At 47.7% G+C, this 21,676-nt stretch carries 21 protein-coding genes; 2 read left to right on the forward strand and 19 right to left on the reverse strand.

Annotation, left to right across the window (positions count from 1 at the left end; all coding sequences use genetic code 11):
- The 17 genes from V5J77_RS20300 to V5J77_RS20380 all read right to left on the reverse strand — a co-directional run bounded on the left by V5J77_RS20300 (position 1) and on the right by V5J77_RS20380 (position 18,873).
- A complete protein-coding gene (locus tag V5J77_RS20300) occupies positions 1–1,137 on the reverse strand; it encodes a glycosyltransferase family 4 protein (protein ID WP_338552652.1) in 1,137 nt (378 codons plus the stop codon).
- 30 nt (positions 1,138–1,167) lie between these two features.
- Positions 1,168–2,661 (reverse strand): O-antigen polymerase, encoded by a 1,494-nt coding sequence (locus tag V5J77_RS20305; RefSeq protein WP_338552653.1) that lies wholly within the window; start codon positions 2,659–2,661, stop codon positions 1,168–1,170.
- A 21-nt stretch (positions 2,662–2,682) separates the two neighbouring features.
- Positions 2,683–4,122 carry an oligosaccharide flippase family protein gene (locus V5J77_RS20310; protein ID WP_338552654.1) on the reverse strand — a complete coding sequence of 480 codons (1,440 nt, stop codon included), beginning with the start codon at positions 4,120–4,122 and terminating at the stop codon, positions 2,683–2,685.
- Positions 4,123–4,126: 4 nt separating this feature from the next.
- Entirely contained in the window at positions 4,127–5,365 is a 1,239-nt protein-coding gene (locus V5J77_RS20315) for a hypothetical protein (RefSeq protein ID WP_338552655.1), read from the reverse strand.
- A gap of 68 nt (positions 5,366–5,433) precedes the next feature.
- On the reverse strand, positions 5,434–6,441 hold the full coding sequence (gmd, locus tag V5J77_RS20320; RefSeq protein WP_338552656.1) for a GDP-mannose 4,6-dehydratase: 1,008 nt from the start codon (positions 6,439–6,441) through the stop codon (positions 5,434–5,436).
- Positions 6,442–6,586: 145 nt separating this feature from the next.
- Positions 6,587–7,525 (reverse strand): GDP-L-fucose synthase, encoded by a 939-nt coding sequence (locus tag V5J77_RS20325; protein WP_338552657.1) that lies wholly within the window; start codon positions 7,523–7,525, stop codon positions 6,587–6,589.
- A 256-nt stretch (positions 7,526–7,781) separates the two neighbouring features.
- A complete protein-coding gene (locus V5J77_RS20330; RefSeq protein ID WP_338552659.1) occupies positions 7,782–8,471 on the reverse strand; it encodes a sugar transferase in 690 nt (229 codons plus the stop codon).
- 68 nt (positions 8,472–8,539) lie between these two features.
- Positions 8,540–9,427, reverse strand: coding sequence for a UTP--glucose-1-phosphate uridylyltransferase GalU (gene galU / locus V5J77_RS20335; RefSeq protein WP_338556945.1), 888 nt, complete (start codon positions 9,425–9,427; stop codon positions 8,540–8,542).
- A gap of 311 nt (positions 9,428–9,738) precedes the next feature.
- Positions 9,739–10,431: a CpsD/CapB family tyrosine-protein kinase gene (locus V5J77_RS20340; RefSeq protein WP_338552660.1), complete on the reverse strand. Its 693-nt coding sequence runs from the start codon at positions 10,429–10,431 to the stop codon at positions 9,739–9,741.
- Positions 10,412–11,164 (reverse strand): Wzz/FepE/Etk N-terminal domain-containing protein, encoded by a 753-nt coding sequence (locus V5J77_RS20345; RefSeq protein WP_338552662.1) that lies wholly within the window; start codon positions 11,162–11,164, stop codon positions 10,412–10,414. The genes V5J77_RS20340 and V5J77_RS20345 overlap by 20 nt, the downstream gene beginning before the upstream one ends.
- Before the next feature lie 628 nt (positions 11,165–11,792).
- Complete coding sequence (locus V5J77_RS20350; protein ID WP_338552663.1) at positions 11,793–12,989, reverse strand: GNAT family N-acetyltransferase; 1,197 nt, start codon at positions 12,987–12,989, stop codon at positions 11,793–11,795.
- Between the two features lie 235 nt (positions 12,990–13,224).
- Positions 13,225–13,626, reverse strand: a complete 402-nt coding sequence (gene ndk / locus V5J77_RS20355; RefSeq protein ID WP_338552664.1) for a nucleoside-diphosphate kinase — start codon at positions 13,624–13,626, stop codon at positions 13,225–13,227.
- A gap of 70 nt (positions 13,627–13,696) precedes the next feature.
- Positions 13,697–14,296 carry a suppressor of fused domain protein gene (locus V5J77_RS20360; RefSeq protein ID WP_338552665.1) on the reverse strand — a complete coding sequence of 200 codons (600 nt, stop codon included), beginning with the start codon at positions 14,294–14,296 and terminating at the stop codon, positions 13,697–13,699.
- Positions 14,297–14,304: 8 nt separating this feature from the next.
- Positions 14,305–15,267, reverse strand: coding sequence for a class II fructose-bisphosphatase (gene glpX, locus V5J77_RS20365; RefSeq protein WP_046233381.1), 963 nt, complete (start codon positions 15,265–15,267; stop codon positions 14,305–14,307).
- Positions 15,268–15,351: 84 nt separating this feature from the next.
- Positions 15,352–16,152, reverse strand: a complete 801-nt coding sequence (locus V5J77_RS20370; protein ID WP_338552666.1) for a pyruvate, water dikinase regulatory protein — start codon at positions 16,150–16,152, stop codon at positions 15,352–15,354.
- Complete coding sequence (locus V5J77_RS20375; RefSeq protein WP_338556950.1) at positions 16,149–16,847, reverse strand: helix-turn-helix transcriptional regulator; 699 nt, start codon at positions 16,845–16,847, stop codon at positions 16,149–16,151. The genes V5J77_RS20370 and V5J77_RS20375 overlap by 4 nt, the downstream gene beginning before the upstream one ends.
- Positions 16,848–17,088: 241 nt before the next feature.
- Positions 17,089–18,873 carry a M3 family oligoendopeptidase gene (locus tag V5J77_RS20380; protein WP_338552667.1) on the reverse strand — a complete coding sequence of 595 codons (1,785 nt, stop codon included), beginning with the start codon at positions 18,871–18,873 and terminating at the stop codon, positions 17,089–17,091.
- A gap of 251 nt (positions 18,874–19,124) precedes the next feature.
- On the opposite strand from V5J77_RS20380, the gene V5J77_RS20385 reads away from it, so the two are divergent.
- The gene (locus tag V5J77_RS20385) at positions 19,125–19,325 is read left to right on the forward strand and encodes a YycC family protein (RefSeq protein ID WP_338552668.1); all 201 of its coding nucleotides are present in this window, start codon (positions 19,125–19,127) and stop codon (positions 19,323–19,325) included.
- The gene (locus V5J77_RS20390; RefSeq protein WP_338552669.1) at positions 19,322–19,564 is read left to right on the forward strand and encodes a hypothetical protein; all 243 of its coding nucleotides are present in this window, start codon (positions 19,322–19,324) and stop codon (positions 19,562–19,564) included. Before V5J77_RS20385 ends, V5J77_RS20390 begins: the two co-directional genes overlap by 4 nt.
- A gap of 205 nt (positions 19,565–19,769) precedes the next feature.
- On the opposite strand, the gene V5J77_RS20395 is transcribed toward V5J77_RS20390, so the two are convergent.
- Together V5J77_RS20395 and V5J77_RS20400 are read right to left on the reverse strand one after the other, a co-directional pair.
- Entirely contained in the window at positions 19,770–20,477 is a 708-nt protein-coding gene (locus V5J77_RS20395; protein ID WP_338552670.1) for a DUF2225 domain-containing protein, read from the reverse strand.
- A gap of 14 nt (positions 20,478–20,491) precedes the next feature.
- A complete protein-coding gene (locus V5J77_RS20400; RefSeq protein ID WP_338552671.1) occupies positions 20,492–20,872 on the reverse strand; it encodes a globin in 381 nt (126 codons plus the stop codon).
- Positions 20,873–21,676 lie beyond the last annotated feature (804 nt).

Genomic DNA, 21,676 nt, shown 5'->3' on the forward strand with positions numbered 1-21,676 from the left:
CTATCCCTCCGTTGACAAAGCCCGGTTTACGGCTGATGATACCGCTCTGGCATAATAATTCGGATGCATTTTGCGCCACAGCCCAAACTTCAGCTGCCAGCTCGATTGAATATACCGTTTGTTCGCAAACACCCAATCCATTGCCTCCTTTAAGTTGTGCGGATCAAGCGGATCAATAATGAGACCATTTTGCTTATCGACGATAATATCCTTCGTTGCTCCCGCGTATTTGGATGCCACTACAAACGTATTCGTGCTTAACGCCTCGTTGACGACGAGACCCCACACCTCGATTAAGGAAGGGAAAATCAAGCAATCCGCTTCCACCAAATAATCAATCAGCTCATCCTTCTGCTTATAGCCTTCGAAGCTGATCTGCTCCGTTAGCCCATACTGCTCCACGCGTGCCTTGAGCCTCTGCTCATCCGGGCCCGAGCCGACAATCGTCAACTGCCAGGCCGCATCGCTATGGGTTTGCTGAATAGCATCAATAATTTGCGCGAGACCTTTGCGTTCAATCAGCTGTCCGATGAACAGCAGCTTGATCGGCCCCTCATCACTGCGCAGCTTGCTCCGCTTATGCTCTTTATATTTTTTATGAAAAAATCGAATGTCCACCGTATTGTAGCCAATGACGATTTTATCCTTGCTGACGCCGTAATGCTCCAGGCATTCCGCTGACTGTGTACCGTATGTAATAAAGGAATCGGTTAACTTGAAAAACACTCTGCGCACCGTGTTCACCAGTTTATTTTGCACCCGGCTGCTCTCCAGCGTGCTGCCCCACCAAATAATAAATTTTTTTCTAAATAGCTTGCTGTACAGCAGTGCCGACCAATAACCAAGCGAATCGTAGCCTGAGGTGATGACGACATCGGGATTATGCTTCATCAGCCGCATAAAAATGCCGGGATTGAGATGAATGCCCATATCCCATTTTTGAATAAAAGCATGCACGCCCGGCAAACATTTGTACGCATATTCGATTTCGCCATAATCTATATCCCACTTGCGATTCTGCTCCTTCTCCTCCAAATACCAGACCGTCAGGCTCGTATTGTCATCACGTTGCAGCTTATTTAATACGGGTATGCGATATGGCGCAATTGTATTGGTTAGAAGAAGTACCTTGTTCATAGGCTTGCTCCAATCCTTTTTATATTTCATTTAACTTGAGACACTTTTGAAGTCTGGATATGTCTGATTCAATGGTTTCTGTTTTTGCTTGAAAAACCAATATCCGATTAATGCAAAGAAAAGATAAGCCGTTAAATAGGAGGTTCCGCTCATCAGCTCGCCTCTTAGCAGAAAAATTTGAAACGGAGCATAATAAGGCACGCATAATCTCGCAGGTGAAATTTCATTGGATGTAACCGCTCGTTCATAAGCCTTCTGTGCCTTCTGAGTAAAATAACCATACAATATAAATAAAAGCACAACGCCAGGCAAACCAAAGTCAATGTAAAACTCTGCCCATAGCGGACATGATAAATTCGTAAAATCGTATCCGAGGGCATCCGCTACTGTCGTTCCTGAGCCATACGGCTTATCTGCCCAAATAAATCGTGGAACCCAGAAAAGAAAAGCAACTAGTAGCTGCTCCCCGTACGTATGACCAAACAGATCCACATATTTGATGGTGTTAAGCGTCATTTGAAAGGCATCATAATCTCCATCTGTCGCCATATTACTTTGGGTAGTCAGGTTTTGCACAATTTTCTCCGTATCTGTTGTATGCCTGAACATATCTGACTTAGGAAATATAAATAGCAATACACATAAGAGCATAATGACCCATTTGTAAAAGGAGCGCTTCCCCCATGGCAATAATAGAAAGCATAGGGTTAATAACATAGAGCCTATCCAGTATCTAGCTCCCGAGATCGGATTATTGATCATAAAATTAACGATACCAATAAAGAGGATCCATAGCTTTGTTCCTAAGGAAAGCTTTTTTGTTGAATGCTTAAAATAAATAATGCCGAGCACCAGACATACGAATATGGATACCTTCAAAAAACTGGATAACACAAGAAACTCAATTTTCCCGCCAAACTGAGCATTAAACAATTGCCTATTGAGAAACAATGTACTTACGCCGCCAATTTTCAAAATAATAATGGCACATATAAACAGCGCAATTAGCGTGAAAATAATAAATTTTTTCTCGTTTACTTGTATTTTGTCGAGTGCAAGCAAATTTAGTTTGGAGCCTGCATCATCATCGGCTGCTCTATCTCGTCTCTTGTTCAAGCTATTATGAAGAAAACCACCAAGGTCGAAGGAAAGAATACCCGCTATTACAACAAACAACCCAAAGCGAATATCATCACTGGAGTAAACCCCCGACAATGCAAAACGCTCCGTAAGAACTTGTTGGAAGGGCACATACCCCATCCAAATGTATACAAAAATCCAGAAAAAAAGCTCAATTATTTTTCTTGTATCGCTCAGCATAAGCAAGGAAAGCCGTCCAATTGCATAAAACATAATAAACCAGCTTAAGCCCAGGTTAACATAATTAAATGACGCAGCTAGCAATACCGTTTTATAAAGCTCCAGTAAAGGAATTAGAATAGCTGTGTAGCAAAAGAAAATGAAATAAAACCCTACCATATAATCAATTGAAATATTTTTATGCACCGCTAATTTAGGCTCCATAAGCACGTTCCTTTTGCGCAATTAAATTTTTGCAGGTACGCTTATTTTATCAATCGCCTGCCCTTTCTTTACTTTTAGCCTCGCTGCCAGCCTGTATGCAAAAAGTAGATATAACAGTGTTGACATCATAAAGGTCAGTTGATTGCCAGCTGTAATCGAAATGATAAACATTGTAATGACAAATAAGAGGTTAGCAACTACCCCTCTTAAATGAACGAGCTCACCCCATAGATTCATGCTTCTAAAGCAGGAAATAAACAATAAGACTGTGGTGGTGGTCGCTCCTATAATACTGGCGTAAATCAGACCATAAACTTGATAATAGAAAACGCCAGCTATCGCGAGTGGCAAATAAATACCTAACTGAACATAAGAAGTAATGGTTACTACCCGCGGCTTACCTATGGCACGCAAGGCAACAACAAAAACGTTCATAATACCAGCAATACTTGCGTTAAGCAGCATTAGTCCAAGCAGCGGACTTAACTCTATCCATTCATTGCCTAATAATAAAACAATAAATGTTTCTGCGTTGAATAACACATAGCCCGAAGTAACCATTGAAAACGAGAAAATAATCAGCAGCATTTGCATAAACTGCACCTTCAGCTGACTATGATCCTCCCGATTAAGCTTGGAAAGCACCGGAAAAAAATATTGCCCGAGCGCATAAGACGCATCGCTGATGCTCATTTGGCTGAGCTTCTGCGACGTCTGATATAGTCCGAGCACGGTCGTTCCCAGAAAGCGGGAGGCGATCACCTTATCCAATTGATAAAGCACAAGTGTAGAAATGCTGTTTGCCCAAATCCATTTGCCATATTTGCGAATATCGGCAATGCTGCCCATATCGCGGCTCAGCCTCGGCTTATCCTTGAACCAGATGAAGGAGGCCGTGCAGCGGAATAGCTGAGCGATAAGCTGACCGGCAATAACGCCGATTGGCGAATTCATCACAACGACAAGCATGACGGATAAGCTTAAATCGAGCATAATCGTAATCAGCTGCAAAATGCCCGTTGAGCGAAAATCCTTATGACGCATTCGTTCATACCATTTAATGCTGACCGCATTGGTCGCGAGTGGAACGCCCGCAGCTAGCAGCAGCAAGGACGTCGCCCGCCCCTCCCCGAACAGCTGCGCAATATAAGGCGCGGTTACGAGCAGGACAAGGCTGATGCCTACGCCTCTGGCCAGCATCATCGTCCAAAGCGCATTTTTCTGCTGATGGCTTAAATCCTCTTTCCGCTGAATAATCCCTTCCATAACGCCAAGCTGTGTAAGCAGCTCAATAATGGACAGGCTTACAAGCGCTATGCTGACTAGACCCATCTCAGCTGGACCAAGCATGCGGGCAATAAGGAGAAACTTGACGCCCGTCAGCACCTTTGTCACGAGCTGCTGGACAATGACCCAGAATGGGTGGTCCTTCGCTTGCACAATTTGCTTAATTTTGCCCATAAGCCTACCCATTCCTACTCATCATAATGTCTTCCTTCATTTGCTCGTGATAATGTGCGAAGCCGGAAATTTGGCTGGAAATGATTTTGCCCAGCACTTTAATTTTCGTCTCCAATGGCAGAAAACGGTACATATAAGCCGAAATGCGATTATTTTCTTCCGTGAACAAAATATCTTGTGCGAAATTTCCCCATTTATCCGCCGGCATTAAATTAACAACCATGCCGCCAAGCGCCGAGGGCAGCAGCATATTGGAGCCATGCACCCCGATAATAACCGCGCTGGAGGCATAAATCTCACAAGCCATCAGCTCCGCCTCCAGATTGAATTTGCTTACACGGCAATCATCAATCCACTCGGGAAAAGCGAAGGAGCGTCCGAGGCCGACTACGCTGAACTTAATGTCCTTCTCCTGCTTTCTAATTTTGCTAAAAAGCTTGACGATCTTGTTGCGCTGCGACCAAATAATCGGCTTAAGCAGCATCCGCAGCAGCTTATAGCGCTTTGCCGCTTTAATCAAATAAGGATTATCGAGCCATACCCGATCCTCCCGCCAAATAAACGTAATCCGCGTCGGCCCAGGCTGGGGCTCCTCCATCTGGAAGGGACGCTTTTTCGTAAAATGCTCAATATTGAATCGGCTCGGATGCGAATAGGCTCTGCTGACGAAAACCTGCTCAAAGCGCTCGCATTGTGCTGAAATTTGCTCATCCAGTTGCGGATAGAAGCGCTGCGCCTTAGAGAGCGGCACATTGACCGTCCATACCTCGGCCGCATAATCCGGCACCATCCATTTCATAAACGACTGCACGAGGACGATAATGCCAATATCCGGGTTTTCCGTACGCTCGCGTTCAGCGTTCAGCAGCTTGAGCAGGGAGTGACCGTAAAGAAAGTCGATGCAGTTAATGATCACCACTTCGCGGCAGGTCTCGCGTATTTCTACCTCAAGCCTGACCTGCTCATCAGCAGTTGGATGCTGGAGACTATGAAGCAGCGGATTCCCGAGCCAGCCTTTGGATTCCTCATGACCGCTAAGCGTGTAAGACGCCCGGTCAATCAAATACGGATAAGTCGTTGCATGCCCGACCTTTAAATCCTCCACGTATTCGCCGCCGCAGGCTGGGCAGCACGCTTCCACGCATACGTGAATGCCCTGCCACAGCACTCGTTCATTAGCAAGAACAACGCCGCAGTGCCGGCATATGCCTTCATGCTCGATTACCGGTTTAATTTTAATCATCGCTCACTCCAGCTTTCTTCAAAAATAAAGAGCGGCACAATGGCTCTGCCGCCCTGTTCTGCTTTTTATTACACGCCTGCCCCTGCTGCGCCAATCAAGCTGTTGTTGTAGGCTGTTTCAGCACGAACCCGTTTCAAATCCGCATCGACCATCATATGAATCAGCTGCTGAAATCCAACCTCCAGCTCCCAGCCAAGCTTTTCTTTCGCCTTCGTGCAGTCACCAAGCAGCAAATCCACTTCTGCAGGACGTACAAATTCAGGATCAATAACGACATATTTATTATAATCAAGACCAACATAGGAGAATGCAACCTCCAGCAGCTCGCGAACCGTATGCATTTCACCCGTCGATATGACGAAATCATCCGCTTCATCCTGCTGGAGCATCAGCCACATCGCTTTAATATAATCGCCTGCGAAGCCCCAATCGCGCAGTGCATCCAAATTGCCCATGCGCAGCTCATTTTGCACACCAAGCTTAATGCGGGCAACGGCGTCCGTTACTTTGCGCGTTACGAACTCAAGGCCGCGCCGAGGTGATTCATGGTTGAACAATATGCCTGAGCAAGCGAACATATTAAAGCTTTCGCGGTAGTTGACCGTAATCCAGTGACCGTATACTTTGGCTACGCCGTATGGACTGCGTGGGTAAAAGGGCGTCGTTTCCTTTTGCGGCGTCTCCTGCACCTTGCCATACATTTCGCTGCTGGATGCCTGATAGAAACGCGCCTCCGGCTTAACGATGCGAACGGCTTCCAGCATATTCGTGACGGCAAGCGCCGTGAGCTGCGCGGTAGCCAGCGGCTGTGGCCAGGAAGCGGCCACGAACGATTGCGCCGCCAAATTATATACTTCATCCGGATCGGAAATGCGTACCGCTTCGATTAAAGAAGCAAGGTCCGTCAAATCGCCGGAAATCCATTCAATCTGATTTTTAATGTGAGCGACATTCTCATAGTTGGGTGTGCTCGTTCTTCTTCTCATGCCATACACCTTATAGCCTTTTTCCAGCAAAAACTCTGCCAAATAGGAACCGTCCTGCCCGGTTACACCCGTTACTAGCGCTCTCTTCATTTTCATTCCTCCAAGGGATTATTGTATGAATGCTGTTTAAAAAATGATGAAAAAGAAGCTGCGCTGCATGAAAGGATGGGCTGACGCTTCTCCAGCCCCATCCCTTCATTTCGCTGCGCTTTTTTTCATGAAACTTTTTACCGCATTAATGGTTGACCAGGGCTTCCTCCTGATACGCGGTGTACACCGCGCGCAGTCCTTCTTCAAGCGTAATGCTGGATTTCCAGCCGAGCCCGTTCAGCTTTGATACATCGACCAGCTTACGCGGCGTTCCGTCAGCGACGGTAGTGTTGAATGTAATTTCTCCTTCATAGCCCACAATTGAACCGATTAGCTCTGCGAGCTCTTTAATTGAAATATCTTCGCCTACGCCAATATTGACGATGTCATTGCCTTCATAATGGCGCATTAAGTAGATGCAGGCATCCGCCAAATCATCGGAGTGCAAAAACTCACGCTTTGGATTGCCGGAGCCCCATACCTCCACGGATGGCTGACCGGATTCTTTAGCTTCATGAAATTTACGAATAAGAGCGGGCAGCACATGCGAAGTTTTTAGATCGAAGTTGTCATTTGGCCCATAGAGGTTAGTTGGCATAGCGGAAATATATGTTGTCCCGTATTGACGGTTATACGACTGGCACATTTGGATGCCCGCGATTTTGGCAATCGCATAAGGTGCATTCGTTGGCTCCAGCTCGCCTGTCAGCAAATATTCCTCTTTCAGCGGCTGCGGAGCAAATTTAGGATAAATGCAGGTTGAGCCCAGAAATAATAGCTTGCCAACATGCGTCTGATAAGCGGCATCTATAACATTCGTCTGAATGAGCAAATTATCGCGGATAAAGTCGGCTGGGTAATCGTTGTTTGCCACGATGCCGCCTACTTTGGCCGCAGCGAGAAACACATAATCGAAGGCTTCTTGCTCAAAAAAAGCAAGCACCTCATCCTTTTTACGCAAATCCAGCTCAGCGCTAGTGCGATATACAAGATTTTGATAGCCTTGCTCTTGAAGGGCTCTGACGATAGCTGATCCAACAAGCCCCCGGTGTCCCGCCACATATATTTTAGCTCCAATTTCCATCCCTTTTTCCTCTCCCTTTTAGCGGGTGGTGCTTTTTAGACCTTGTATTCTTGAAATGGAGGTTGAAAAAGACGAAGCGGAATGAAAAGCCTGGACTGGAGAAGCGACAGCGGTCGTTTTTAACCCACAATTTCTACCGCAAAGCGGTTTAATGGAGGAAATTGGGGGTTAATGGCGATCGGAAGCCAGGCTTTTCATGCAGCGAAGCTTCTTTTTCATGCTTCCTTTCCACAATAAAGGTTTATAAGCCCCGCCCCTAATATGCATCCTTTGAGCCAAACATTACCTTAACGGTCAGCAAAATAATTTTGATATCAAAAATAATACTTCTTTGCTCAATATATTGGAGATCAAGCTCCACCATTTCATGAAAATTCAGCTCATTGCGACCGCTCACCTGCCATAGGCCCGTGCAGCCAGGCGTTACGCGCAGTCGCAGCTTGTCATAGCTGCTGTAGGTTTCCACTTCCCGGGGCACCGGTGGACGGGGACCGACGAGCGACATATCGCCGAGCAGCACGTTCCAAAACTGCGGCAGCTCATCAATGCTCGTTTTTCGTATAAAACGGCCAATCTTTGTAATACGCGGGTCTTCCTTCATTTTGAACATGGCGCCCTCTACTTCATTTTTGCTAAGCAAATCCTCCAGCATATCCTCGGCATTGGAAACCATGGAGCGGAATTTGTACATTTTAAACGTCCGTTCATTACGTCCAACCCTCGTCTGGTAAAAGAAGATTTTGCCGCGCGGGTCCTCCAGCTTGATGAGAACAGCCACGAGAATAAAAATCGGCGATAAAATCACAATGCCTGCAGCTGCCCCGATAATATCCACTGCCCGCTTTGCCATTAAATAGAGACGTAGCGACTTTCTTTTCTCAAAGCTTGCATTAAAACCGCCTTCCAATACAGCCCTGGCATCATTGCGCTGCGGGGATGGGGGCATTCGAAATCACCTCAATTAAATAGTAGAATAACGATTCTAATAGTTGGAATAACAGCAGGTGTGCTGCGCTAGTTTGCTTTAATTAACTGCTCTCTGACTAAAATATCCTCAAGGACAGCTAACAATTGGCCCCGAAGCTCTTGATTTTGCAAGGCGAAATCGAGCGTCGTTTTAATAAAGCCGAGCTTTTCACCGACATCGTACCGAATGCCTTCAAAATCATATGCGAATACGCCCTGATGCTCATTCAGCTTCTGAATCGCGTCGGTGAGCTGAATTTCGCCGCTGACGCCCTCTTCCTGCTTTTCCAGAAAGCCGAATATTTCAGGGGTTAATATGTATCTCCCCATAATTGCCAAGTTTGATGGCGCCAGACCCTTCGCCGGCTTTTCTACAAAATGATTCACCTCATAGAGCCGATCGAATTTTTCAAAAATATCCACGATACCGTAACGATTCGTCTGGTCATCCGCTACCGTCTGAACGCCTATCACCGATTTTTGCGTCTTTTCATATTGCTCAATCAGCTGCTTCACGCAGGGCACTTCCGCCTGAACGATATCATCGCCAAGCAGCACCGCAAACGGCTCATTGCCGATAAAATTGCGTGCGCACCATACAGCGTGGCCCAGACCCTTCGCTTCCTTCTGCCGGATATAATGAATATCCACATTGGAGGGGCGTCTGACTTCATCCAGCAGCTCGAATTTCCCTTTGCTGAACAGATTGTTCTCCAGCTCGAAGGCATGGTCAAAATGGTCTTCAATCGCCCGCTTGCCCTTGCCCGTTACAATAATGATGTCTTCAATGCCTGAAGCCACCGCTTCCTCGACGATATACTGAATCGTTGGCTTATCTACGATAGGCAGCATTTCCTTCGGCATCGCTTTTGTCGCTGGCAAGAAACGTGTTCCAAGTCCGGCAGCAGGTATAATTGCTTTTTTGACCTTCTTCATCATCCATCACCCTATCCTTATTATTCTTTATCTATGGATGCGATTCTTAGAAGCAAGCTGAAGCAGATACATTCTTACATTTTTAAAAATGCTAGTTATTGCCTTTTACTTAAAGCAAAAGGAAATAACTATTATTTTTAACAGGGCATTTAACCCTTCCTCACATCACACCCTTGACAATCATGTCTAAGGTCGCTTAACCCACAGCGTGACCGAGTGCCTATCCTGATAAAGGTGTTATAGGCATGACCTGAGCCTGGCGGCTCTATCATTCGATTCTTTTTTCTAAAAATCAAGCTATGGCAGACCGCTTAAGATTTAGCTGTTTCATAATATTGCAGTTGGATATCCTCGCTGTCCTTCGGATTGATTTTATTCATAACGACTCCGACGATTTGCGCCTGAACGCGGTCCAAATTCGCCTTCATCTTTTTGACCATTTCCTTCTTCACCTTGCCTGCCAGCACAACCAGCACGACGCCATCGCAAAACGCGCTTACGATAAGAGCATCGGTTACTGCGAGCACGGGCGGGGTATCAAACAAAATAACGTCATAATGCTCTTTCCACTCCTGCACGAGCGACTTCATCTTATTAGAGCCCAGCATCTCGGAGGGGTTCGGAGGAATGGGGCCGGAGGTAATGACCGATAAATGCTCGACCATCGTATCCATGACCGCCTCCTGCCACGAAAATTGATTGGATATAGCGCTGCTGAGACCGATGCGATTCGGCTTGTCAAACACTTGATGCAAGGATGGCTTTCGCATATCGGCATCAACCAGCAGCACCTTGCGTTCCTCTTGGGCAATCGTGACCGCCAAATTGGTAATCGTCGTCGTCTTGCCTTCATCCGGCTGTGAGGAGGCGATCATTAAAATTTGCTTCGGCGTATCAATCTCGGCATATTGGATGTTGGTGCGAAGCGTTCGGTAAACTTCCGATATAGGAGAATTAGGGTTCGTTAACGCTACTAAATTCGTCTCACTGGTTAATCGTCGCATGCTTCCCTTCACCTACCCCTTGGTTATTCAATACACGCTTGCGGGAAGGACGAACATCTTCCTTCGTCATCTTAGGTACAGAGGCAATGACCGGAATACCCAGCACCGCTTCAACCTCGGACTCCATCTTAAACGTGTCATCTAAATACTCAATCAGAAACACAAGTCCAATCGCCAGCATAAGCGCTGCAACAAAGCTAACCAGAATGACGAAAATGGGATTGTTGTTTATGGGATACGCAGCGGAAGCTTCATTCGCTTTATCCAGAACTGTAACGTTGTCGACCTTCATAATGAGGGGAATTTGTTCCTTGAAGACGGTGGATACGGCATTGACCATTTTTGCGGCACGTGCATACGATTGATCTCGGATCAATATATCCATGACCTGTGAATTTTCAGCAGAGGAGACGGATATTCGTCCAGCAAGCTGTGCCGGTGTAATATTCAGCTCGGGATAACGCTCACTCACCTGACTAAGTATTGTCTCTGATTTTATAATGACCTTGTAAGAATTTATCATCATAATATTCGTTTGCAGCGTTCCTATGCTTGGGGAATACTGACCGTCAGGCAGGGCAGTTTGATTGACGAGCAGCCGGGCATGAGCTTGATAGATCGGAGTTGTAAAAAAGAAGCTTTTTACCGCTGCTGCCACACAGGCGATAAGCACAATGACCGCAACCAGCCCTATTTTTTTTCGGACGATTTTCATATATTGTTTCAACTCCACTGTTATCCCTCCACAGGCTATCCGTATTTCTATGTCTATTTGAAAAAGCTGAAACCTGTCTCATAGTGTCGAGCTATCTCAGCAGCTGACATCATGACGTCACTCATCCACCCTTTCATTCTGTTATTCTTTTTTGAAATATTAGAAAAGGATATGGTTCTCCATCCTTTCTCTATATTTCTACGCGAAACGTTAGCCTTGCCGCTTTGTTGTTTGATACATTATGTATTTTTACAACCCTAACTTTACGATACAATACGTATCATGTCAATAGCTTTTTCACAAGTTTTCATAAAAATGCGTCAGAATGTAACTGAAAGCGCACTCCAAAAAAAGAGAGCGTTTCCACCGAAAAACACCGTATTCTCTAGGGAAAATGGGATCTTTTTATTTTAAAAATTAATTTATATGTGGAACATATACGTTTATTCTTAGAGGAAATGCGAGGAACAGCTTAACGTGCAGCAAGGTAGATTTATAGATAAAATTCGATACATTTTGTATGAAAATTCGAATAGAGGGTCAGAGAAGGCTTATAAATATCCATAGCAAAAACAAGGCATGGAAACGAATAACGTTCCATCCCCTGCTTGCTGCCCTAACTATGGCAAACGCTGCGGCAGACCGCTTAAAAAAAGTCCATCAAAAACGTCTTATGCTGCGGTATCCGGCGTTCGAGCAATGCAGCAGCCTCCGCATCGCCGGTCATCCGCCCCGCTTCTGCAAGCCAGGAGGCTTTACGGCCACCAAGCAGCAGCGCTGACAAGGTCTGGATATCCAAGGCAAGCTGAGGCGCAGCAGGCGCTTGCTGTTTATTCGACTGTGCTTCTTCTGTCCTCGTCAAACATGCCGCCCCATCTGCATGGAATACTAATCGGAATTGGCCGTTGTTCCACTCGGCGTGTGCATCTGTAAGCACAAGCTCTAACGCCTCCTCCTGATTACCGGAAGCAAAAGGATACTGGCTCACGAAAGCTTCCGCATCTACAATCCGCGTCATAAAATAAGACTGCAGCTCCTGCTTGATTCTCGGGTCTGGCAGCAGGAAGGGCAGTGGATCATCATTTGCCACTGTCACAGTCACTTCATCCAGCATGGAGTCATGGTTGCTAATGAAGGTCCAAATGGCGGTGCGAGCCTCCTCTGTTGGCACAGCCAGCTCGTGAATCGTCATTTTACGGTTTTCAATTTGGTAGCTCACATAGCCTGCCGCCTCATCATCCGCATTATAATACACTGCTGTGTGGCCAGGCTTGCTGAGTATCCGCTGAGCCCACCACTCGGAGGTTCTAACAAGCGTTCCCGTATACCGCGATACAAACTTGGCATATACCTCATTCAGCAGCGCACTATCCACCTCTGACAGCCGCTCGATTCGGCCGCTTGTCGCTTTACGCAGAGGAAGCTGGCCCGCTGCAAGCGTATACGCCTTGCGCTCCACCGTCATCTCCCAGCCGAATTTCCGATAGAAGGCAAACGCAAACGGATGAAGCATGCTTACCGTCTGCCCTGCCCCCTTCATTAACTCAAGCGACCGCTTTAATAACTCGCTTACACAGCCAAGTCTTCTTGCCTCCGGCCATGTCGCGACGCCGGCAAGCCCGCCCATAGCAAATCGCTTGCCCTGCACCCAAATTTCGAGCGGCAGCAAAGTAAGCGCTGAGAGAAGCTCTCCCTGCTCATCGAATGCGCCAAGCTCATGCTCCGGGCGGAACCTTTGCTCATTCTGCTCCCGCTGGCTTGGTGTAAGCTTAAATTGAAAGGCATATTCGGACAGCTTCAATCTTTCCTCAAAATGTTTGGCTTCCAGCGCTCTGATCTCCATCTCCAATAGCCTCCTTGATTTCGCTTCTTTCTCTAGTCGCTCAGCTTGCAAGCGTTACCTTAGCCCATCTGCTTCTATCATACATTAGGGAGCGGCCTAGCGGCAAAAGAAAAGCCGCCAGGCCATGAGCCATGACCGGCGGCTTGAAGCAATGAAAGAACAGCGAAGGCAGCAGCGAGCCCTAAATCGTCGCTATATGTGCGCCAAGCGCAGCTATCTTCTGAAATGCCAATTTCTATTGTGGAAAAAATAATTTAATTTCGCGAGCAGCGCTTTCATCTGAGTCTGAACCATGTACGATGTTGCTTTCAACGGATAACGCATAATCGCCGCGAATCGATCCGGGCTGAGCTTCCTTCGGATTCGTTTTGCCAATGATGTTTCTTGCATTTTGCACCGCATCAGGCCCCTCCAAAATCATTGCAAACACTTTGCCGGAAGTAATAAAATCTACCAATTCACCGAAAAATGCTTTTTCCACATGCTCCACATAATGCTGCTTGGCAAGTGCTACATCTACATTCATCAGCTTGGCTTGTACGAGCTCAAACCCTTTTTCCTCAAATCTTGCTACGATATTGCCAATAAGGCCGCGTTTAACCCCATCCGGTTTCACCATTACAAAAGTACGACTCATACGCTAACTTCCTCTCTTTTATTCTAAACTGTTATTATCCATTTCATTTCCTGTCAAATCTAATGCTAGATTACGGACGGCAAGGATCAATTATAGAATAATCAGACTCTTCAAACATTTCATCGAAAGCCTCAATTCCATTTTCCAAAATAATCGCCGCTTCTTTTTCGGTAATCGGAACTGCCCATAAGAGCGGAAAAACCTCATTGCCCACCCTCAGCTCCTCCAAGCTTTCGCTTTCGCCGCGCAGCTCATCAATCAACAAAGCTTTTGCATTCCAGCTGCCTGGCGCCAAAGCACTTGAGCCCATGACGAGAGGAACAGACGAGTTGGAACCCTGTTCGATATGGTGAGCCATTAAATCGGCAAAATAATGAAAGATCCGTTCTTGCTTCTCTCCGCCCAAATCAGCAGGCAGCGCCAGCATCCATTCAGAGGCTACGGGTTGCCCTGACTTGTGAAGCGTATTGGACAAGCCAATAGTCACAAATCTTGAAACGCCTCCCCGATCGGGAAAAAGGTACATTTCAATATAGACGCCGCTCTCCGTCTTTGACATCATTACCCGATATTCCGGCATGCCCCACTGTGCCATATACGCACCAAGCAAAATGCTTCTGCGAACATCGAAGGTAAACCTCTCATTTTCATTAACAAATTCAATTTTCATAAAAGCACCTATCGCAGCAGCGGCTTGTTCGGCAAGTAATGGAGCGATTTCACGTATCGAATCGTGCGGGTTTTGGCCCGCATAACGATTGAATGTGTCTCAGCCCGCTGATCGGGCAAATAACGCACACCACCCATAAACTCACCTGGCGTAACGCCAGTCGCAGCGAAAATCACATCATCCGTGCCGACCATATCGTTGATATACAAAATTTTGCGAGGGTCGGACAGCCCCATAGAAATGCAGCGCTCGTACTGCTCTTCATTTTCCGGCATGAGGCGTCCTTGAATTTCTCCGCCTAGACATTTAAGTGCAGCAGCTGCCAGCACACCTTCAGGCGCGCCGCCAGAGCCTACATACAGATCAATGCCCGCTTCTGGGAAGGAGGGTGCCATCGCGCCCGCTACGTCTCCATCTGACAGAAACTTGATGCGGACACCTGCTTTGCGAAGCTCGAGAATGGTCTCTGCATGACGCTCTCGATCGAGAATCATGACGGTCAGATCAGATACTGGCTTATCAAGGGCGAGGGCCGCTTTTTCAAGTGTTGTCACAATCGGGTCGCGCAGCGACAGCTTACCAGCAAGTGCAGGGCCCACTGCAAGCTTCTCCATATACATGTCAGGGGCATGCAGCAATTGGCCTTTCGGCGCTACAGCAAGGACAGCCATCGCATTATTTAGTCCCTTGGCAACGATCTCTGTACCTTCAAGCGGGTCTACTGCCACGTCAACCTCGGGGCCATTCATGCTTCCAACCTGCTCTCCGATATACAGCATCGGCGCCTCATCCATCTCACCTTCGCCAATTACAACGGTTCCACGAATGGAAACGGTGTCGAACATGCTACGCATCGCTTCCGTTGCCGCACCGTCTGCGCTATGCTTGTCGCCGCGTCCCATCCATGGAGAAGCCGCAAGTGCGGCAAGCTCCGTTACTCGTATAAGCTCCAAAGATAATTCGCGTTCCAGCATCTGTTATCTCCCTCTCCTTCGTATTGCCAACTTTTCGCCATCTATACCTATTCGTCATCTATACCTTTTCGTTCAGCAATTCTAGCTGTTCATCATTTCTATAATAATGCCAGCCGTTTCCTCAATCGCCCGGCTCGTCACATCAATGACCGGACAGCCAAGCTCCTCCATAACGCGTGAAGCATGATTAAGCTCCTCCATGATGCGTTCCATGGAAGCGTATTGGGCCGAGCCCGGCAAGCCCAGCGTCTTTAGACGCTCGGACCTTATGTGCAGCAGCTGCTCCGGCTGCATCGTCAAGCCAACAATAAGCCGGCCTGGCATGGGGTACAGCTCGGTTGGCGGCTTTACCTCCGGCATCAATGGCAAATTCGCCGCTTTAATGCCTTTGTGGGACAAGAACACGCTAAGCGGCGTCTTCGACGTCCGCGATGCGCCAATCAGCACCACTTGGGCCTGCATAAAGCCTCGTGCATCCTTTCCATCATCATATTTAACCGCGAACTCAATCGCTTCCATTCGGCGATAATATTCATCATCCATCGAATGGAGCAAGCCGGGCTTGCGTTTTGGAAAGCTGCCAAAGGTATCCACGTAGGCTTGCATCATCGGACCCATCACATCGACTGCGCGAACACCCCAGCGTAAAGCCTCTTGCTTCATAAGCTCGCGCAATTCCGGCTGGACGAGTGTATAGCTGATGAAGCCGCCAGTGCGTGCTGCTTCGGCAACAAGCTGAATAACCTCGTCCTCCTTCTTCATGTGGCCATAACGCTTAATTTTGACATGCTCCGAAGAAAACTGCCGCAGCGTCGCTTTCGCCACTGCCTCAGCTGTTTCGCCTACGGCATCGGAGCACACGTATATGATTTCTTCTGTCATAAACCTTGTTCCCCCAGTTCCTCTGCTGCTGCGATGTCCGACATCAGACGGATTATATTGGATTTGGACACCCAACCGGTAACCTCGGGACCTTGACCGGACTCGTCCACCGACGTAATAACCGGCAAACAGTCCACTTGATGTAAAATCATTTTGCGAATCGCATCCGCCACCGAATCTTCGCTGGAAAGCGTCACGATATTCGGAAAGCGCGTCATGACCATGCTTACAGGAATGGATGCAGCTCCCGCATTGCCTAGCGTAATTTTCAGCAAGTCCTTGGGCGTTACGATGCCGACAAATTTTTTATCTTCATTAACAATGAGCAGCGTATCCGCATTTTCGGTAAACAAGGTGATGACCGCATCATGAACGGATAGCGTATCCGGTATGTTCACGGGCACGCCTTGTATTTCGGCAACCTTCATATGATCAAAGCGCTGCCTCGTTTCCGAGCTGTCAGTGCCGCGGTAAGCATTGCCTAGGAAATAACCGACTTTAGGCTTGGCATCAAGAAGCCCCAGCATCACGAGCAGCGAAAAATCCGAGCGCAGAGTAGGACGGCTCACGCCAATATAATCTGCAAGTTGCTCTCCGGTAACAGGCGCATGCTTCTTTACCAGCTCAATAAGCTCTAACTGCCTGGATGATAGCTGTATGACCGTTCTCTCCCCCTCTCGACCGTATCTATCTATAAGATAGTCATCATATTAAATGGTCTTTATCCGCAATTAATATAACACATATAAATATAATGCACAATATATAAGACGGCATAATGCTATTAGTGTTTCTGATAAAGGATGAAAGAGAAGTATATAATGCTCATTAATCCTCTTTTTCGAAAAATGACCTGCTGTTTGCTCGCTCCATCTTGCTGTTGAAATATGTATAAAAAAACGCAGGCTACCGAAAAATATCGGCAGCCTGCATCATTTATTCCTCCGTCATCTCCAAAAACAGCTTCACATCGGCAGTCGTCAAAGCGACCGCTTCACGCCAGAAATCCGGCTCCTCCAGGTTGACGCCCAAATGCTTCTGCGCCAAATCCTCAACCGTCATGCGGCCGGTATCTTGCAGCAGCGCCACGTAGCGATCCGCAAAGGCTGCCCCTTCCTTCACTGCCCGTGCGTAAATACCTGCACTGAACAAGTAGCCGAACGTATACGGGAAGTTGTAGAAAGGCACATCCGTGAAGTAGAAATGCAGCTTCGATGCCCAGAACAGTGGATGCACCTGTCCAAATGCGCCGCAGAATGCTTCACGCTGCGCTTCCTCCATCAGCTTGTTCAGCTCTTCCACAGTCAGCATGCCTTCGGCACGGCGCTCATAGAAGCGCGTCTCGAATAAAAACCGCGCATGGATATCCATGAAAAAGGACACCGCACTGCTCAATTTTTCTTCCAGCAGAGCGATTTTCTCATCCTTGCCCACAGCAGCCTTTAGCGCGGAATCCGATACGATCAGCTCTGCGAACGTTGAAGCTGTTTCTGCCACATTCATCGCATATTCCTGCGAGTAGGCTGGCAAGTCATTCATAACATGCTGATGATAAGCATGCCCCAGCTCATGCGCAAGTGTCGACACATTCGAGGCAGTACCCGAATACGTCATAAAGATTCTTGTCTCTTTGCTTTTCGGCAATGATGTACAGAAGCCGCCCGGACGCTTGCCTGGACGATCCTCAACCTCGATCCATTGGTCAACAAAGGCTTTTTCCGAAAAAGCGGCCAGCTCGGGGCTGAACTTCGCAAACTGCTCTAAAATTTGCGCCGCGCCCTCATCATAGCTGACAACCTTCTCCGCCGTACCGATGGACGCATACATGTCGTGCCAATCCATTTGCTCGACACCGAGCAGCTTTGCCTTGCGCTGCATATATTTAACCAGCTCCGGCTTGCCCTCATTGATCGCCGACCACATGGCCCCGATCGTCTTCTCGCTCATCCGGTTCATTTGCAGCGGCTCCTTGAGCGCCGACTCCCAGCCACGCTTGCCATACAATTTCAGGCGGAAGCCCGAAATTCGGTTCAAGGCGTCTGCGCACAGATCAGCCTGCTCGCCCCATTCCCGTTCCCACTCGGCAAAAGCCGCCTGCCGCACTGTACGATCGCTAGCTGAAAGCTTATTAAACATCTGTCCTGCCGAAAGCTCGCGCTTCACGCCATCTGCATCGACATCATTAAATTTCGCCCGCGAAACGACGAGATTGTACAAATCTCCCCAGCCATGATAGCCGTCTACCGCCATATCCTCGATTAAAGACTCCAGCTCCGGAGACAGCTTCTCCTTGGCCTGCTCGCGGCGCTCCGTCAAGCTGAATGCAATCTCAGCTGCTGCCCCTTCGCTGATCCACGCTGCCCAGCTGGCATCGTCCACATTCCGCAGCACATTGTCGTAGCGCGTCAGCGCGCCCTGGAAAGCCGCATTCAATGTTTTAATGCGATCATTCAGAGCCGTTGCCGCCTTATCCTTCATATTTTGCGCGGTCAAGCAAGCTACGAATGAATCCGACTGGCGCATCCGCAGCAAAACTGACTGCACGAGCTCCGTCACCTTGTTTAAATATGCAGCTCCCTCCTGCGGTGCTGCAAGCAGCTCCTCAAGCTCAGACAGCTCCTCCTGCACCGCAGCCAGCTCCGCTGCAAAAGCCTCCGAGCCTGCTCCTCCTGCATAAATAGAATCCAAATTCCATGTTAATGAATAATGCCCAACTGACATTCGCCTATCTCCTCTCCTTGCCTTGCCTTGCCCAATCATTTTTAATAAAAAATCTACCAAGGTGAAACGGCTGTCGCCGCCCTTCTGTGGCAAAACTGTCGCCTCGCGATGAAATATAAGCCTATTTATAGATGTGGAACTTACAATTGCTTATATTTCTCTAAAAAGCACCCGCAAGCTTCGCTTTTCATTTGCGCATTCTCCATAGGCGGTGTATAACTTAATTATATACAGATTGGAGGATTTCTACCATGTCCCAGCCTTTACAAATTTCAGCGGATACCGCAATCAAGCTGTCCAAGCAGCTCGGCATACCGATTGAACACTTAATGCATATGCCAAAGCACATTTTACTGCAAAAGCTCGGGGAGCTCGCCAAAGCCGAAGCCCAAGGGAGTGCGGCCACTGCAAACCCATCTGAGGATGAAGCTTCAGGAGACAAGCCTGTATGATTCCGTTTGAGAACACCTGGCCCTACGACATCATTATGAGCGACATCTATGTACATGCTTGTCCGTTTTGCCAGACCAGCAATGTGTTACTCCCGATTCGTCCCAAGGAAATTCCGCTCATTCAGCAAGGCAAAAAAAAGCTGCTGGTCTTTCCCTGCTGTCACAGCCGAATAACGATCATTGATGTAGATGGCGACTATTTGCTGGCAACTGAGCGCTTGCGCAAGCTCGGCAGCTAAGCAGGCAGCGCAGACAAGCCTTTTTTGAAAAATAGAGCGCCTGTCCCTTGTCTAAAGCCTCCTGCTCCCGTTCAACTAAATCAGGCCAGCAGGCAGCTGCCCGCTGGCCTCACAGCACAAAAAAAGAAGCTTCCGCACCCGCTGCTTACAGCGTAAATGCGAAAGCTTCTATATTTGTACCAGTCTGCTTCATGCCTAATTCGTATTAAGCAGATGTCAGTTCGCCATGCAGCTCTTGCTCCAGCATTTTGCTCGTTTCGAGCTCCTCGCGAATGAGCTGCCATTGCTCGCGGCTTGCCCGTATCATCGCAGCATCCATAATACGCTTGTCATTCACGATGCGCGAGAACCAGCGCACAGCCTCAGCACGTTCGCCGATGCGTCTGTTCAGCTCACCAATCAAATACATCAGCTTGGCGCCATTAAGCTCCGCGCCTTCCCCTTCAAAAACTCTTAAATAAGCTTGCAGCGCAAATCTTAAAAACCGCTGCTCTTCGGCGTGGTTGCTTTCATAGCGGTACAACCATGCAATGTGATGCAAAATGCCAGCGATAACACGCTGGGACTCCCCCACCGATTGGGCCGACAACAGCGCCAGCTTGTATGCAGCCATAGCCTCTTGAAGTGTACGCTCGCCGCTAAATTCACGTACAGCCCAGCGCGAGCCGATATTTTCATAATAGCTCATCTTCTGTTTATCGCTCAGCCGTTCGGTGCCATTCTCCGTTGACGCATAGCCACATGTTGGGCATACGCGAACGACATAATAATCGGGATTAATATCCGCTTTATAATATCCGCAGAAGTCTGTGTCTGACTTCACCGCTCTCTTAAAACTAGGACGCACGCGCGAGGTTAGAAAGCTTGTCTCACAGCAAATGCATTGTACTTTCGTTTCGTATAGCGGCTCCATACAGATCACTTCTCCTATTCCGGTGTGTTTACAAAATGATGGGCAGGTCCTGAAAGTCTTTCAATTACAAATTGTCTTAGCTCGTCCTCAATGCCTACTTCCTGAAGCGCTCTGTTCATACAATCCAGCCAAGCCTCAGCACGCTTTGGCGTAATCTCGAAAGGCATATGCCGAGCACGCATCATCGGATGGCCGAAAGCATCGGAAAACAACGTTGGCCCTCCAAAAAACTGGGTGAGAAACATGTGCTGCTTCTCCATAACCGGATTAATATCTTCCGGAAACAGCGGACCAAGAAGGGGATGAGCCTGCACCTTCGGGTAAAATGCTTCCACAATAAGTCTTAAAGACCTATCTCCTCCAAGTGCTTCATAGAGGCTTATATTCCTATTCATCGTCATTTTCAGCTCCAATTAGTAGGTATTTAGTATTATAACACAGAAAAATTTGGCTGTCTCCACCATTTTGCCTCGTATCACCCTCCTTCTGGACCCTTCGTCCCGGTTCGTTCTGAGCCATAAGCCTATTATAATATAATTAAGCTTGTTTTTAATTTGTATCCGCCCTTAAAAAGCGGCGAATTCGTGATTAATCAGACGTTTTTTGGATAGCTTGCTCGCTCATTTTTAAGAGCCTCACTACAAAGTCAATGAAGCAGGCAGCACAAAAAAAGACAGCGCTGCGCTTAACAAGCAGCCGTACTGCCTTTTTCCCGACTCTACATGCCTTATACAGCTCGAATGATGCATCGCTGTGTGGACTCGGCATCGCAGTCGCACCTTTGCGCTTTATTTGCTGAATGCTCCGTTCAGATTCCAGCCTCCAATGCATGAAAAAAGTCCCGCATATGGCTATGCGGGCTCTTGTAAAAGTATAGGGGTTAGATTAGTGGTAGCCTTCGTAGTCCTCTTCTCCTGGTGCTGTAAGCGATTCCCTAATTACATAGACGAAAGCACAGACGAGGATGCCAGCGATTATACTCATTCTCATCACTCCAAGCATTCAAAGGTAATTCCATTGTACCATAAAATAATCCCGCGTCTACCCTTTTTGCAAGCGTTTTCTTTTTGGAACTGAAAATATTTTTATAGGCTTATCCTCCTTTGCAAGTGATGGATGTCCTAGTTTCTGCATAAAGATGATAAAAGGACTTCTTCTAGGACTACGGGCTGCTTGCCTATTTGCCGGGACAAGTCCCT

This window comes from Paenibacillus sp. KS-LC4 (genome assembly GCF_036894955.1).
Taxonomy (GTDB): Bacteria; Bacillota; Bacilli; order Paenibacillales; family Paenibacillaceae; genus Pristimantibacillus.